This window comes from Streptomyces sp. CG 926 (genome assembly GCF_003148825.1).
Lineage (GTDB): Bacteria > Actinomycetota > Actinomycetes > Streptomycetales > Streptomycetaceae > Streptomyces.
This window is the reverse complement of sequence record NZ_QGGZ01000003.1, coordinates 337834-351161: the sequence shown is the minus strand read 5'-3', so window position 1 is coordinate 351161 and position 13328 is coordinate 337834. Positions and strand designations below refer to the sequence as shown.

The window sequence follows — 13328 nt, the reverse complement described above, 5'->3', positions numbered from 1 at the left end:
TGCGCCGATAATCCTGGACATCTAATATCCAGATTATGAAGATGAGCGAGGGCGTCGAGTGGGCGCTGCACAGCTGCGTCAACCTGGCCTGGAGCGGTCCGGACCGGGCCGTGTCGGCGGCGCGGCTCGCCGCGTGGCACGACCTGCCGGCGGCCTACCTCAACAAGCAGCTCCAGGCGCTGGCCCGGGCGGGCATCGTCACCTCCACCCCCGGCCCCCGGGGCGGGTTCCGGCTGGCCCGCCCGCTCGACGCCATCTCGCTCATGGACGTGGTCGTCGCCGTGGAGGGGGCCGAGGACGCCTTCCGGTGCACGGAGATCCGGCAGCAGGGTCCCGGCGCCGGCGCCGCGTCCGGCTACCCGGCCGACTGCGCCATCGCGCACGCCATGACCCGGGCCGAACTGGCCTGGCGTAGGGCACTGGCGGCCCAGAACCTCGACGAGATCCGGCAGCAGGCCGAACGGCAGGCCCCCGAGGCCCCCGAGCGGCTCCGCGCCTGGCTCGCCACGCGGTAGCCGCACCGCGCCCACGGATACGGACACGGACACGGACACGGACACGGACCAAAGGGAGCTCGGTATGACGCGCAGCATCATCAACCCGGCAGGACTCCACACCCCGACCGACTACGGCTACAGCCACATCGTCTGCGCACCCGGCGAGCAGGTGTTCATAGCCGGCCAGTACGGCTCCGACGAGCACGGCCACGTCGTCTCCGAGGACTTCGCCGACCAGGTCGAGCGAGCCTTCGCCAACCTCCGTACGGCCCTCGCCGCCGTCGGCCTCGGTCCCGGTGACGTGGTCCGGATCGGCACCTACATCGTCGGCCACGACCAGCGGAAGCTGGAGATCCTCCTGGGGCAGCTGCACGCCACCTGGGGGACCGAACTGCCCGCCCAGACCCTGATCGGCGTCGCCGCGCTCGCCCTGCCCGACATGCTCTTCGAGATCGACGCGGTGGCCGTGCGCACGCCCTGACCGCTGATCCACTTGCCGGTCGGGGGTCGCGGGTGTGCCCTGGATGATGGAGAGAGGAGCCCGTCATGGCACATGCGGCACCTTCCGCCTTCGGGCGGCACCGGCAGACGGCGAACACGGCCCACCTGCACAAGAGCGCGTTCGTGGGCCCCGTGCTCCTCGGACTCGTGTACGGATTCTGGGCCGCCTTCATCGAGCGCCAGGCGGGGCCGGTGACCGCGGGCAACGTCTTCTACGGGATCCTGTGCGGCGTGATCTTCGCAGCGGTCATGTTCGGCCTGGCCAGGGTCGGTCCCCGGATGATGCGTGAGGTCCACGCCGCCGCCTACGGCGCCTTCGGCGGCATCGCGGCGGGCTATCTGCACAGCCTCACCGACCAGTCGATCCTCAAGGCCGTCGTGGTGGGCCTCGCCGTCGCGGCGGGCGTCGGTCTGGCGGCGTTCTACCGCTACTACACGCACGAGGACTGAGCGGACGGGCGGCGAGCGCCGGTTCCCGGGCCGAGGGGCCAGGGCGACCGGCGCTCCGCCGCGCGCCCGCGCGCGGTTCCTACGCGGCCGAATCCGCGGGGGCGGTCCGCTGCGGTTCGCTCTCCGCCTCGACGGTCGTGGCCGTCGCTGGGGCCGCGGCGGTGGCGGTGGCGGTGGCCACGGTCTTCGCGGACGCGGCCGGCTCGGTCTGCCGGACCGGCGGGGAGAACCGGGTGACCTCGGCGCGGAGCATGGCGTTCAGTGCGGCGTACGGGTCGATGGGCATGGCGGAACCTCACGGGTGCTCAGGGGGGTGTGGGGGCTGCGTCCGGACCTCGGTCCGCTCAGCAGCGCAGCACCACACTCCGCACCGTCCGCCGGGAAAGGGCCGGTTCGGCCGCGTCCCGGACAGGCCCGCACGCCGGAGCGGCGAGCGGTTCCACGTGAAACACCGCCGGCGGTGCCCGCCGTACGCCGAGCAGCCCACGCGTGATCGTCCGTACGGCCGCCCGGGCCTCGGGATCGGGGGCCGGGGCCGGATCGGAGGGGCCCTCGCCGGGCTCGGGGGACTCGGCGGGGGCGCCCGGCGCGGCAGGCGCGGTGGGCGCGACCGGCACACCGGGCGCGGCGGGCGCGGCGGGAGCGGTGGAGGCGGGGCGGAACTCGGCGGCCGCGGCGCCGGCGGGTCCGGCGCCGAAGACGCACAGCAGCACGACACAGACCACGGTCAGAGCCCTGGCCGGTGCCGAACGCGCGTGGTGCCTCCCGCTCATGGCAGGGGTGTGCCCCGCCACGCCGGGGGACTCCCGGACGGACACCGAGAAGCCCCCGACCGGGGGACGAAGACACCCCTCACGGCTGACAGAACACCCCGGACCGGGGGGCTCAGCGGGTACGGCGCTGCCCGGTCAGCCGGGCCAGCACGGCGGTCTCGCCGCCGACCAGCCGCAGTTGGGCCCGGCCGGGCGGGCCTTCGTGGCCGGAGCTCCTGCCGGGTGAGGTCCGTACGACGGTGAACACGGCCGTACGGCTGTCCGCGCGGGGGATCTCGATGGTCCGACCCCGCCGCAACTCGCCGAGGCGAAGCCCTTCCACGGTCACCACCGCGGTCCCGGCCGCACCGGGTGCCGGTCCCCCGGTGTCCCACGCGAACTGCTCCCGGTCGCCGTTCAGCGGTACGTCCACGCCCAGGCTGGGGATCCGCAACCGCAGCGGCCGCGCGGCCCGCAGCGGCCCGGTGACCTCCCGCAGCGGCCCGGGGGCGGTCCGCGGGGACCGGGCTCCCGTGCCGGGGGTGTGCTCGCCGGACTGTTCCAGCTCCCGTACCAGCCGGCGGTGGCCGGACAGGCCCAACGCCCGCGAGGGCAGCGCGTCGTCGGTGGTCACGGCCGCCGGCCGGGCCCCCTCGGTCCGTTGCAACACCGCGATACCGGTGGACAACACAACCACCGTCAGCGCGGCGACGGCCCACTTGGCGCGGGGCATGGGATTCCCTCCTGTCCGGCTCGGGCGGCCGGGGTCATGTGAGCAGTGGACACTTCCTCTGCCCATCGGCACCCCGTGCAACACGGTGGACTGACATCACGTCACGGGCGTGTCGTCGCCCGATCGGTGAGTCTTCGCAGTTCGCGAAGGGTCCACCCGCCCGATCCCCGGGGTGGCGCCCATGCGCCCGAACGGGTGAGGTCCGGACGTTCCCGGCCCGCCCCGGCCTGCTAGCCGCACATGACGACGGCGGCCGTGCCCGCCCCCATCAGCGCGCCGGCCAGGTGCATGGCCGGGTGGCCGTAGTCGCCGTACCAGAGGTGGCGGGCCAGGCCGCCGAGCGCGGCCAGCGCGGCGATGATCCCGATCTGACCGAAGAGCGTGACGGCGCAGCAGGGGGCCAGGAGCAGCAGGAACGAGTTGAGCCAGAACGGGGCGGCGCCCGTCCAGCCCCGCCATTCCCTGATCGCCGTCGCCATGTACTACCGGCCCCCTCGTGCTCAACTGGTCGGCTGCACAGCCTCCTTGGGTGCGGAGGCGGGCACAAGGGCCCGTTCGGCTAGAAAACCGAAAGCCAGGCCGAAAGTCGTCCACAGTGCCGTCTGGATGGCCAGGGACGCCAGGCGGAACTCCCAGATCAGCGTGGCCGGGAAGGCCGCCGGCACCTCGTCGATGCCGGGCAGCAGGGCGTACGAGAGGCCGATGAGCAGGACGAAGGCCGCGCCGGCGACGATCGACGCGTTCCCGTTGCCGAGCCTCGGCGCGAGCCGCCGGCCGAGGATCAGCGCGCCGGCCGCCAGCAGCACGCTCAGCGCGATCATCAGGAGGTAGAGGGCGGTCCGTCGGGCGACGGTCCCGGGATCGCCCACGGCGGGGGGATTGGCGGGGTACTTGAAGAACGGCACCAGTGTCACGGTGACGTACAGGGCCCCGGTGACCAGGGCGGCCGTGGCGCGCGGGCCGAAGCGGCCGATGCGGCCGAGGGCGAAGCAGTAGACCAGCGCGGCGATGCCGCCGAGCGCGACCGCGTAGAGCAGGACGCCGGTGCCGAGGCCGGCGGTGGCCTGGAGGGCCCGGCCGACCGGCGCGTCCTCGCCGTGGTCGTGACCGGCGGCGGCTTCTTCGATGGCGATCGCCGCGTCCACCTCGGACTCACCGAGGAGGTAGGCGACGAGGAAAGCGGCCACGCCGGCCAGGAGGCCGGCGAGCATGCCGCGGACGAGCAGGGTGCGGGGGGAGACCCCACCCGGAGAAGTGGACGTCATGGTGCGTCGGTTCCCTTGCTGAGACGTCGTTCGATGGCAGGGGAATCAGTGGCAGGGGAAGCCGAGCAGGTGGCGGCCGTCGTGCAGCCATTCGTGGATGGTCTCCCCCTCGAAGACCGAGGTGGCGCCCTGCTCGGCGCCGACGAAGTACAGCAGGACGAGCATGAGGATGCCGACGAACACGGCCCAGGGGGCCAGCGCGGAGAGTGAGAGGGGGGCGATGACGGGTGAGTTCGTCGTGGGCACGGCGGAGTGGGCCATGGCAGAACCTCCAGAGGGAACACGCGTCCCGGTCAGTGGTGCTCGCTACGACGGTGGCGGGTCTGACTTTCCTCCCCTGGAGGAGGTTTCACAGTGGCGCGACCGTGCCGGATTCTCACCGGGCTTCCGTCGTTCCGTCGTAGGTCAATTGAACCATTTGTGACCGTACCGCGCTTACGCTCGCCTTATGAGCACCCCGTTGGTACGAGTTCGACTGGTCAGTTTCCCGCTGGACGCGGCCGCCCGTCAGGGCCGCTTCGGTCACGCGCGGCCGTGCCCGGGGCACGAGGGGCTGCGCGGCGCGGCCACGGGTGAGTGGGCCGGGCTGACGCTGGACGAGGTGGCGGGCCGGGATCCGGCGGCCGTGCGCGCGTGGCTGACGGATCCGGCGTACGCGCCGCCGGGCGGGGAGTCCGTGGACACGCTGATCGCCCGCGTCGGGGCGGAGCTGGCGGGCCTGGCCGAGGGCACGCACCGGATGGTGGTCGAGCAGGCCGTCGTACGGGCGGCCGTGGTGCACGCCCTGGAGCTGCCCGCGGTGGCGTTCTGGCGGCTCGACGTCCGGCCGGAGTCGGTGACCACCCTCACCGGGCGGGCGGGGCGCTGGAACCTCCTGGTGGGGCAGCCGCAGGACGAGCATCCGCAGGTCGAGCCGTCGTAGGTCGAGCAGCCGTAGGTGAAACGATTCGGCCCGGACCCCGCGACGCGGTCCGGGCCGAACGGAAGTCGACAGGTGCGTTACGCGACGATCCAGTCGGACGTCGAGATCACCGGCTGCACGCCGTCGCGGTGGATCGTGCCCTCGATCAGGCCGTACGGCCGGTCCGCGGCGAAGTAGACCTCGTTGTCGTTCTTGAGGCCGAAGGGCTCCAGGTCGACGAGGAAGTGGTGCTTGTTGGGGAGGTTGAGGCGCACCTCGTTGACCTTGGGGCAGGTGTCGAGCACGCGCTCGGCCATCTGGTTCAGGGTCTGCTGCAGCGAGTACGAGTACGTCTCCGCGAAGGCTTCCAGCATGTTCTTGCGGACCTTCTTGTACGCCTGGTCCCAGTCGTACCCGGCGTCGTCGGCGGCCAGCGCCGAGTGCGCCCAGCGCGCGGTGACCTTGGTCGCCAGGATGCGGTCGTACGCCTCCTGCAGGGTCGTGTACTTGTCCTTGATGTAGCCGTGGAACTCGGAGTTGGTCGAGTTCATCACCGTCAGGTCCTTCAGCCCCGAGATGACCTGCAGGCCGGTCGTCTCGCTGTAGGTGATCTGCGCGGTGCGCACCTCCTGGCCCTTGCGGACGAAGGAGTGCTGCTCCTTGCGCGTGGGGACCGGGATGCGGTCCCACACGTATTCCTCGATGCGGATCTGGGCCTCGCGGATCGGCTGCTGCGAGGAGACGAAGTGCTTGGCGAGGAGGATGCCGAAGGCCTCGGGGGAGTCGATGCCGTGCTCCTTGCCGAAGGCGTACACCGTGTTCTTGGTGGTGTCGGTCGGCAGGCAGTTGGCGTTGTCGCCGGTGAGGTGGACATCGCGGAATTCACCACGGAGCGCGACCGAGACGTTGAGGTCGCGGATCTCGTGCCAGGAACCGTCGCCGCCCTTGCGGGTGACCTTCACGATGCGGTTCTCGGCCTTGCCGTACTGGTTCTGGGCCAGGACGTGCTTGCTCATGCTGTCTTCCTTCGGGTACTCGGGAACACGGAGTCCGGTCGTCTGGATCCCGTACGCCCGGCGTCCAGCGCCCGCCCGAGTCAAGGACGTCCCGCTCCCCGCCGTTCGGCCCCTCACCGAGGGACCGCCCCGGGCCTGACGTGCATCCCGGTTCGTAGGTGCTTGGCCTGTTGTGTGTCTTAACGGCCTGCACGGATTGCAGCATGTGTACGGGGGGTTGATCCCCGTACAAATCCTCCGAACACCAGCACCCACGCCTTGGGCGACCCCACAGAACCGCAGGTCAGGCGGTGTGCGCATCCGCCACCGAGAGGGCCTCGTCGAGAATCTCCAGCCCCTTGGCCACGTCCGCGGGCGAGATGTTGCACGGCGGCGCGATGTGGATGCGGTTGCCGGCGACGAGCGGCCAGAGCCCGCCCTTCTTGCAGGCGGCCGCGAACTCGGCCATCGGGGCGTTCTCCGCACCGGAGGCGTTGTACGGGACCAGCGGTTCGCGGGTCTCCTTGCTCCGTACGAGTTCCAGGGCCCAGAAGGTGCCGAGCCCGCGGACCTCGCCGACCGAGGGGTGCCGCTCGGCGAGCGCGCGCAGGCCGGGGCCCAGCAGCTCGGCGCCGGTGCGGGCGGACTGCTCGACGATGCCCTCCTCCTCCATGACGCCGATCGTCGCCACGGCGGCCGCGCAGGCCAGCACGTGCCCGGAGTACGTCAGCCCGCCCGGGTAGGGCTTGCGGGCGAAGGTCTCGGCGATGGCGGCCGAGATGGCGACCCCGCCGAGCGGGAGGTATCCGCTGGTCACGCCCTTGGCGAAGCAGATCAGGTCGGGGGTCACGTCCCAGTGCTCGGAGGCGAACCACTTACCGGTGCGCCCGAAGCCGACCATGATCTCGTCCAGGACGAAGACGATGCCGAAGCGGTCGCACAGCGCGCGGACGCCGGCCAGGTAGCCGTCCGGGTGGACGAGCACGCCCGGGGCGCCGCCGACGGTCTCCAGGATGATCGCGGCGATGGACTGCGGCCCCTCGAAGACGATCGTGTCCTCCAGGTGGCGCAGGGCCCGCTCGCACTCCTCGGCCTCGGTGGCCGCGTAGAAGGGCGAGCGGTAGGCGAACGGCCCCCAGAAGTGCACGACGCCGGCGGTCGCGGAGTCGTTGCCGAAGCGGCGCGCGTCGCCCGTCAGGTTGATCGCGGTGGAGGTGGCGCCGTGGTACGAGCGGTACGCGGACAGCACCTTGGGCCGGCCGGTGTGCAGCCGGGCCATGCGGACGGCGTTCTCCACGGCCTCGGCGCCCGCGTTGGTGAAGAAGATCTTGTCGAGGTCGCCGGGGGTGCGCTCGGCGATCAGTCGGGCCGCCTCGGAGCGCACGTCGACGGCGAAGCCCGGCGCGACGGTGCAGAGCTTGGCCGCCTGCTCCTGGATGGCCGCGGTGACCTTCGGGTGCTGGTACCCGATGTTCGTGTAGACGAGGGCGCTGGAGAAGTCGAGGAAGCGGTTGCCCTGGTAGTCCCAGAAGTACGAGCCCTCCGCGCCGGCCACGGCGAGCGGATCGATGAGCTCCTGCGCCGACCAGGAGTGGAAGACGTGCTTCCGGTCAGCGTCTTTCACGGCGGCGAGGGCGGCGGCTTCTGCGTTCATGAAACGAGGGTAGTTGTCCATGATGTGGACGGGGCGGGGGTCGGCCGGACGGCACGGTGCCGAGGCAGGCCGGGCCGGGTCAGGCCACGGCCTCGCCGTACAGCCGGAACAGCCGGGGTCCCGGGGTCGGTGCGGCGGCCTCCAGCCGGGCCCAGGCCTGCGACGCCGCCGCCCGGGCCGTGGTGCCCGGCCAGGGCTGCGGCAGCAGCTCCGGCGGCAGCAGCGGATCGGGGAGCATCGCGGCCGAGAAGGCCGCGGCCAGGGCCACGGCGTGTGCCAGTCCGGCGGCCGGTCCGGGCTCGACGGGCCGCTCCGCGAGCGCGCGGAGCTCCCCGTACCGCTCCGCGATCTCCGGCAGCGGCCAGAGCCGTTGTGCCAGGGCCCGCGGGTCGCAGCTGCCGCCCACCGTGAGGTCCCGGGTGGCCAGGCAGGTCAGTGCCTCCGAGAGGCCCAGATCCGCCGCGTGCGCCTGCACGTAGGGGCCGATCGCGTTCGGCGTGACGTACAGCCCGCCCTGGACCGGCGCCGCCCCCAGCCCGGTCAGCGCGTCCCGCAGCGAGTCCCGCGCGGCCCGAGCGGATTCCGGTACGGCGAAGGCGAAGGCGTGCCAGAGCCCGTCCCACGGCTCCAGCCCCCGGTCCTGCCGGTAGGAGTGCCGGACGAACTCCACCTCCGGTACGAGCGCCGGCCCACCCCCCGGCGCCGCGCCCGCCAGGCGCAGCACGGCCCGCCGGCCGCGCCCCTCCACCGTGAACCGGCCTTCGGTCACCAGTCGCTTCACGCACAGCCGGACCTGCTGGTCGGTCATCCCGAGCAGCGCGGCGACCTCGTACAGCTCGTCGCCCGCGACCGTCCCGTCCTCCCGGACCAGCGCGTGCACCACCATCCGCGTGGGGATCACGCTCATCGCGCGGCCACCTCCTTGTGCATCGTCGTCACGCCCCCGAATCCCAGCAGGTCCCGAAGCCAGGGCGTGCGCCGCACCTGGACCGCCCGGAACCCGTGCCGCTCGTACAGCTCCCGGGCCCGCGGGTTCTCCGCGACCACGTCCAGCCGGATCCGCCGGCACCGCTGCTCGACGGCGATCGCCTCGACCTCCCGCAGCAGCAGCCCGCCGATGCCCCGGCTCCGCTCGGCGGGGTCCACGGCGATGCCGTCCATGACCAGCTCGCCGCGGGCCGGGGTGCGCTCCAGCAGGGCCAGCAGGAACACCCGGTACAGGCCCCGGACGGGCCCGTACGCGGCCCTGACCGCGGCCGCGTCGCCGCCGATCAGGCCGCGCCCGGCCAGCTGGTAGCCCGCCACGCCGACCACCCGGCCGTCCGAGCCGCCCTCGCGGTCCTCGCCGCCGGACAGTGCGGTGACCGCGCGGTCCGCGTGCAGGTGCCCGGCGATGAACCGGCGGCCCGCCTCCGGGGGGCCGAGCGCGAGGCCCAGCTTTCCCCCGAAGGCCTCCCAGTACAGCTCGGCGACGCGCGCGGCGGCCCCTTCGGGCAGTCCGCGCCGTACCTCCACGCTCTCCGTCGTCATACGCACAAGCCTAATACGTTCATCGGCGATACGATCGTTTCTGAGATGAGCGAATAAATGAACGAATGAACGGGTGGACGAGTGAACGAGCCGAGGAACCCGGAGCCGCAGATGACCGAGAGCCCTGCACCCCGCCCAACCCGCCCGACCCGCCCGCCTCGTAGGCCCCGTATGCGTCGGCCCCGCAGACTCCGCCGGGCCCTCCTGACCGCCTTCCTCCTGGCCCTCGCCGCCGCCCTCCTGCTCACCGGAGTCGTCCTGTGGCAGCACGACTACGGCCTCCACGAGGAGCGCGTCACCGTACCCGCCGCCGGTCACGATCTCCCCGGCGTTCTCGCCACCCCCACCGGCCGGGGCCCCGGCCCCTTCCCGCTCGTCGTCCTCGTGCACGGCGACGGCGAGGTCGACGCCACCCACGACGGCTTCTACCGCCCCTACTGGGAGGCTTTCGCCCGGGCCGGATACGCCTCGCTCTCCCTCGACAAACCCGCCGACTGGCTCGGCCAGACCATGGACGACCGGGCCCGCGAGAACGTCGACGCCCTCACCTGGGCGGCCCGTACCCGACCCGAGATCGACCCCGCCCGCATCGGCCTGTGGGGCGCCAGTCAGGCCGGTTGGGTCATGCCCAAGGTGGTGGCGCGGGCCCCCGCCCCCGGGGTGCGCTTCGTCATCGCGGTCGGCACCGCCGTGAACTGGGAGCGCCAGGGGGAGTACAACCTGCGCGCCGAACTGCGCGCGGCCGGGGCCGACGCCGAGCGGACGGCGGCCGCCCTGCGCACCCGGGAGGCCACCTTGGCGCTGCTGCGGCGCGGGGCGACGTACGAGGAGTACCGGGCGAGTCCGGGCGCCGATCGGGAACTCACGGCGGAGCGCTGGACGTTCATCATGCGCAACCACACCGCGGACGTGACCGCGGACCTGCGGGCGATGCCGCCCGTCCCGGTGCTGCTGATCTCCGGCGCCGACGACCTGAACGTGGACGGCGCCGAGACCGAGGCGCTCCACCGGAGCATCCTCGCGCCCGGCACCCTCACGGTCCGCCGCTATCCCGGAGCGACCCACGCCCTGCTGCGCACCGAGGTCGAGCGCTCCTTCTGGCGGCTGACCCTGACGGCGGTGTTCGCCCCGCGCTCCCTCTTCCCGCCCGGCCTGCTGGCCGATCAGCGGCGCTTCCTGGAAGAACTCGGCCGCGGCGACATTGTGCGGTGAGGTCCGGCGGTATTGCCACGGTGTTGTCCGGGACCGGATCGTCGGAACCGGATCGTCTTGGACGGCGCCCGCGGGTGAATGTGCGGGCGGCCGTCCGCCGTCGTGTGGGGCCGGTGGGTTATTTGTCGGAGTAGCTGAAGTCCCCGACGGTCCAGGCGCTGACGTCCTTGACCGCGATCCGGTACATTCCGCCGGTCTCGGGGATACCCAGGGTGCCCTGGAGGATGCGTGCCACGTGGAAATGAAGGTGTGAGGGTGCTTCGGCCTGCTGTCTGTCGCCGCGTCCGGGAGAGCTGAAGATCTCGGCGAACGGGGCCAGCTGGTCGGAGTCCCGTAGGACCTCGGCCACCCGCTGACGCCACACGCTCTCGGGGGCGAGGCGGCCTGTGATGACGGCGCCGTGGACCACGACGGTCAGGGACATCTGATTGGTCTGCTCCGACTCGACCATGGTGGCGAGATCGAGGAGCAGGTCGTCAGGGATCGACATGGGCACGGACTCTAGCAAGCGCGCTCGCGCATCGGCCGTGCTTCCGGGGAGTGGCCTGTTCGGCGCGCTCCGGGACATGCGGACGGCCGAGGCCCGCACCCCAGGGTGCGGGCCTCGGCCGCGTCTGCGCGCCGACGCGGGCGTCGGCGTGGACCTCGGACGTCAGGCGAGGAGCGTCAGGCGGGAACGATGTTCTCGGCCTGCGGGCCCTTCTGGCCCTGCGTGACGTCGAAGGTAACCTTCTGGCCTTCCTGAAGCTCACGGAAGCCGGAAGAGGCGATGTTCGAGTAGTGGGCGAAGACGTCGGCGCCGCCACCCTCCTGCTCGATGAAGCCGAAGCCCTTTTCCGCGTTGAACCACTTCACGGTGCCAGATGCCATATGAATTCTCCTTTGGGGCAGTGCCCGGATCCGCACTGTGCGGGACCGGTGTCGCCGTGATGATTGCCCCGACCGGAACGAGTAGATTTCACTGCATGCACCGGAAATGAAAAGTGCGCCCACCGAAAATCCGGTGAGAGCACTTGTAAGTTTTTGGGAACCACAACTGCAACGAACGTCACCGTAGCACAGCGGGTGTCGACAGCCCGGGAAATTTCGGCGCGCCCACGCTTCTGATTCCATGCCTGCGGAGCGGAAATTCGAAGCAGAAAATCATATGAGCGACGGAGTGTTTTTCTCCCCGGCGTTTCGGGGGGAACGGCTCCCGCCCGGGTGTGGCGCACGTCACGGGAATGTTCGGGCGGTCCGCGCCCTCCTCCTCCCTGAGAGCCCGTCAAGAAGGAGGAGGCCCGATGAGTGCGACGGGCGTGGAGGGCGTGGGGGGCGCGGAGGGCGTCGCGCGTACGGAGGGGCGGGCCGACCTGGCCCCGCTCGTCCGGGCGGCCCAGCGCGGCGACGGCCTGGCCGTCCAGGAGCTGCTGGACCTGCTGACCCCGTACGTCGGGCGGCTGTGCGGCCCGATCGCCCTGCAGGACGGTCCGGACGCCACCCAGGAGGCGCTGATCGTGATCTTCCGGAGCATCGGCCGACTCCGTGAACCGGCCGCCCTGTTCGGCTGGGCGCGGGTCATCGCCGTACGGGAGGCCGTACGGGTCGCCCGTACGGCGGCCCGGTCCGTACCGGACCCGCTCGACGACGTGCCGGCGCGCGACGATCCGCAGCTCGCCGCCGATGTGCGCGACGTGTTGGAGCGGCTCTCCCCGGCACACCGGGCCGTCCTGGTCCTGCGCGATCTCGAAGGGCTGGACGAGCACTCCGTCAGCGCCCTCCTCGGGGTGCCCGAACCCACCGTGCGGACCCGACTCTTCCGGGCCCGCCGCAACTTCCGGAAGGCGTGGGGACGTTGAACGACTCCTGGCCGGTCGTCGCCGAACTCGACGCCGTACGCAGGCTGCGGGTGATCGCCCGCAGCACCCCCGGCACCAGCTTCGCGGAGCATCTGGTCGACGCCCCCTTCGACCGGGTCTGGGGGCTCGCCCGCGACCTGGAGCACCAGATGCCCCTCATGATCGGCGACATCCGCTCCTTCACCGTGACGGCAGCCGCCGGGGATCGCCTGGAAGCCAGGGCCCGCAGCCCGCTGGGCATGCGGGCGCGGTTCGACGTCGTGCTGCGGCCGGGCTGGTGCCTGATGCAGAGCCGGTTCGTGGTCGGTGGCATGGCGGCCGTGGCGGAGGGGGAGCGCACCCGGCTCGCCTTCTTCGGCGGCCTGCGCCTGCCGGGCATCCGGCTGGCCGAACCGGTGCTGCGCCCGCTGATGGCTCCGCTGGGCGCCAGGGCGCTGGGGCGACTCACCGACCAGTTGGAGGGGCCGGGCGGGTGATGGCCGGGACAGCACTCCTGGCGGGGCGGGCTCGGTTACCGTCGCTCGGGTACCCGCCGACCGGCGCGGGACCGGGGCCCCTCGCCCCGAATCCGTAGAGCAGGGAGTGGCCCCGTGCCCCACGCAGTCGTCGACTACTCGGATTCGCTGACCGGTGCCTTCGACCGGCGGGCGTTCGCGCTCGAACTGCACGCGCTGGAGGTCGAGATCCTCGACACCGCGGTCGGCAACTGCAAGACCCGCTTCCACCGGCTGGAGGAGTCCGTCGTCGGGGAGGGCACCGACGCCCGGGCGGTGGTCGTCCACGTCGAGCTGGCCATCGCGCGCGGGCGCACGGCGCAGACCAAGTCACGCCTGACCCGTGCGGTGCTGGAGCTGGTGGAGCGGCACACGGCTAAGGCCACCGGCCTGGAGGTCCACGCCTCGGTGGACGTACGGGACCTGGGCGAGGCCTACACCAAGAGCATGACGACCCCCTGACGCTCCGGAAGACGACGGCCTAGGCCGTCTCTTTCGGATCTTGC

The 13328-nt window shown here is 72.1% G+C and carries 20 protein-coding genes; 8 read left to right on the top strand and 12 right to left on the bottom strand.

All coding sequences use genetic code 11. From position 1 onward, the window contains the following. The first annotated feature begins 41 nt into the window (after positions 1-41). From BCL76_RS10245 to BCL76_RS10235, 3 genes are all read left to right on the top strand, one after another. Entirely contained in the window at positions 42-515 is a 474-nt protein-coding gene (locus BCL76_RS10245; RefSeq protein ID WP_109779455.1) for an RrF2 family transcriptional regulator, read from the top strand. A 64-nt stretch (positions 516-579) separates the two neighbouring features. Further along, positions 580-978 carry a RidA family protein gene (locus BCL76_RS10240; RefSeq protein WP_109779171.1) on the top strand — a complete coding sequence of 133 codons (399 nt, stop codon included), beginning with the start codon at positions 580-582 and terminating at the stop codon, positions 976-978. Between the two features lie 65 nt (positions 979-1043). Then, positions 1044-1448 carry a hypothetical protein gene (locus BCL76_RS10235; protein WP_109779170.1) on the top strand — a complete coding sequence of 135 codons (405 nt, stop codon included), beginning with the start codon at positions 1044-1046 and terminating at the stop codon, positions 1446-1448. 79 nt (positions 1449-1527) lie between these two features. Here the strand turns inward: BCL76_RS10235 and BCL76_RS10230 are convergent, their stop codons facing one another. The 6 genes from BCL76_RS10230 to BCL76_RS10205 all read right to left on the bottom strand — a co-directional run bounded on the left by BCL76_RS10230 (position 1528) and on the right by BCL76_RS10205 (position 4459). After that, positions 1528-1734: a hypothetical protein gene (locus BCL76_RS10230; RefSeq protein WP_109779169.1), complete on the bottom strand. Its 207-nt coding sequence runs from the start codon at positions 1732-1734 to the stop codon at positions 1528-1530. Positions 1735-1792: 58 nt separating this feature from the next. After that, positions 1793-2221, bottom strand: a complete 429-nt coding sequence (locus BCL76_RS10225; RefSeq protein ID WP_146228351.1) for a hypothetical protein — start codon at positions 2219-2221, stop codon at positions 1793-1795. A 112-nt stretch (positions 2222-2333) separates the two neighbouring features. After that, the gene (locus BCL76_RS10220; RefSeq protein ID WP_109779167.1) at positions 2334-2933 is read right to left on the bottom strand and encodes a class F sortase; all 600 of its coding nucleotides are present in this window, start codon (positions 2931-2933) and stop codon (positions 2334-2336) included. 230 nt (positions 2934-3163) lie between these two features. Then, positions 3164-3412 (bottom strand): hypothetical protein, encoded by a 249-nt coding sequence (locus BCL76_RS10215; RefSeq protein ID WP_030714370.1) that lies wholly within the window; start codon positions 3410-3412, stop codon positions 3164-3166. Between the two features lie 21 nt (positions 3413-3433). Next, positions 3434-4198: a CbtA family protein gene (locus BCL76_RS10210; protein WP_109779166.1), complete on the bottom strand. Its 765-nt coding sequence runs from the start codon at positions 4196-4198 to the stop codon at positions 3434-3436. A gap of 45 nt (positions 4199-4243) precedes the next feature. Next, on the bottom strand, positions 4244-4459 hold the full coding sequence (locus BCL76_RS10205) for a CbtB domain-containing protein (protein WP_109779165.1): 216 nt from the start codon (positions 4457-4459) through the stop codon (positions 4244-4246). 187 nt (positions 4460-4646) lie between these two features. Here BCL76_RS10205 and BCL76_RS10200 point away from each other — a divergent pair, with 187 nt between their 5' ends. After that, positions 4647-5120 carry a histidine phosphatase family protein gene (locus tag BCL76_RS10200; RefSeq protein WP_109779164.1) on the top strand — a complete coding sequence of 158 codons (474 nt, stop codon included), beginning with the start codon at positions 4647-4649 and terminating at the stop codon, positions 5118-5120. A gap of 77 nt (positions 5121-5197) precedes the next feature. Here BCL76_RS10200 and pucL read toward each other — a convergent pair whose 3' ends face one another. From pucL to BCL76_RS10180, 4 genes are all read right to left on the bottom strand, one after another. Beyond that, complete coding sequence (gene pucL, locus BCL76_RS10195; protein WP_109779163.1) at positions 5198-6115, bottom strand: factor-independent urate hydroxylase; 918 nt, start codon at positions 6113-6115, stop codon at positions 5198-5200. Positions 6116-6398: 283 nt separating this feature from the next. After that, complete coding sequence (locus BCL76_RS10190) at positions 6399-7748, bottom strand: aspartate aminotransferase family protein (RefSeq protein ID WP_109779162.1); 1350 nt, start codon at positions 7746-7748, stop codon at positions 6399-6401. Between the two features lie 79 nt (positions 7749-7827). Continuing rightward, a complete protein-coding gene (locus BCL76_RS10185) occupies positions 7828-8655 on the bottom strand; it encodes a PaaX family transcriptional regulator C-terminal domain-containing protein (RefSeq protein WP_109779161.1) in 828 nt (275 codons plus the stop codon). Further along, the gene (locus BCL76_RS10180; RefSeq protein WP_109779160.1) at positions 8652-9278 is read right to left on the bottom strand and encodes a GNAT family N-acetyltransferase; all 627 of its coding nucleotides are present in this window, start codon (positions 9276-9278) and stop codon (positions 8652-8654) included. The genes BCL76_RS10185 and BCL76_RS10180 overlap by 4 nt, the downstream gene beginning before the upstream one ends. A gap of 171 nt (positions 9279-9449) precedes the next feature. Here BCL76_RS10180 and BCL76_RS10175 point away from each other — a divergent pair, with 171 nt between their 5' ends. Continuing rightward, positions 9450-10490 (top strand): alpha/beta hydrolase family protein, encoded by a 1041-nt coding sequence (locus BCL76_RS10175; protein ID WP_109779159.1) that lies wholly within the window; start codon positions 9450-9452, stop codon positions 10488-10490. Between the two features lie 118 nt (positions 10491-10608). Here BCL76_RS10175 and BCL76_RS10170 read toward each other — a convergent pair whose 3' ends face one another. Both BCL76_RS10170 and BCL76_RS10165 read right to left on the bottom strand, forming a co-directional pair. Further along, the gene (locus BCL76_RS10170) at positions 10609-10980 is read right to left on the bottom strand and encodes a hypothetical protein (protein WP_109779158.1); all 372 of its coding nucleotides are present in this window, start codon (positions 10978-10980) and stop codon (positions 10609-10611) included. Between the two features lie 176 nt (positions 10981-11156). Then, positions 11157-11360 carry a cold-shock protein gene (locus BCL76_RS10165; RefSeq protein ID WP_030011983.1) on the bottom strand — a complete coding sequence of 68 codons (204 nt, stop codon included), beginning with the start codon at positions 11358-11360 and terminating at the stop codon, positions 11157-11159. Between the two features lie 413 nt (positions 11361-11773). On the opposite strand from BCL76_RS10165, the gene BCL76_RS10160 reads away from it, so the two are divergent. The 3 genes from BCL76_RS10160 (at position 11774) to BCL76_RS10150 (ending at position 13284) form a co-directional block, all read left to right on the top strand. After that, positions 11774-12328 carry an RNA polymerase sigma factor gene (locus BCL76_RS10160; protein ID WP_109779157.1) on the top strand — a complete coding sequence of 185 codons (555 nt, stop codon included), beginning with the start codon at positions 11774-11776 and terminating at the stop codon, positions 12326-12328. Beyond that, entirely contained in the window at positions 12325-12804 is a 480-nt protein-coding gene (locus BCL76_RS10155; RefSeq protein WP_109779156.1) for a hypothetical protein, read from the top strand. The genes BCL76_RS10160 and BCL76_RS10155 overlap by 4 nt, the downstream gene beginning before the upstream one ends. Positions 12805-12918: 114 nt before the next feature. Further along, positions 12919-13284 (top strand): 5-carboxymethyl-2-hydroxymuconate Delta-isomerase, encoded by a 366-nt coding sequence (locus BCL76_RS10150; RefSeq protein ID WP_109779155.1) that lies wholly within the window; start codon positions 12919-12921, stop codon positions 13282-13284. Positions 13285-13328: the final 44 nt, after the last annotated feature.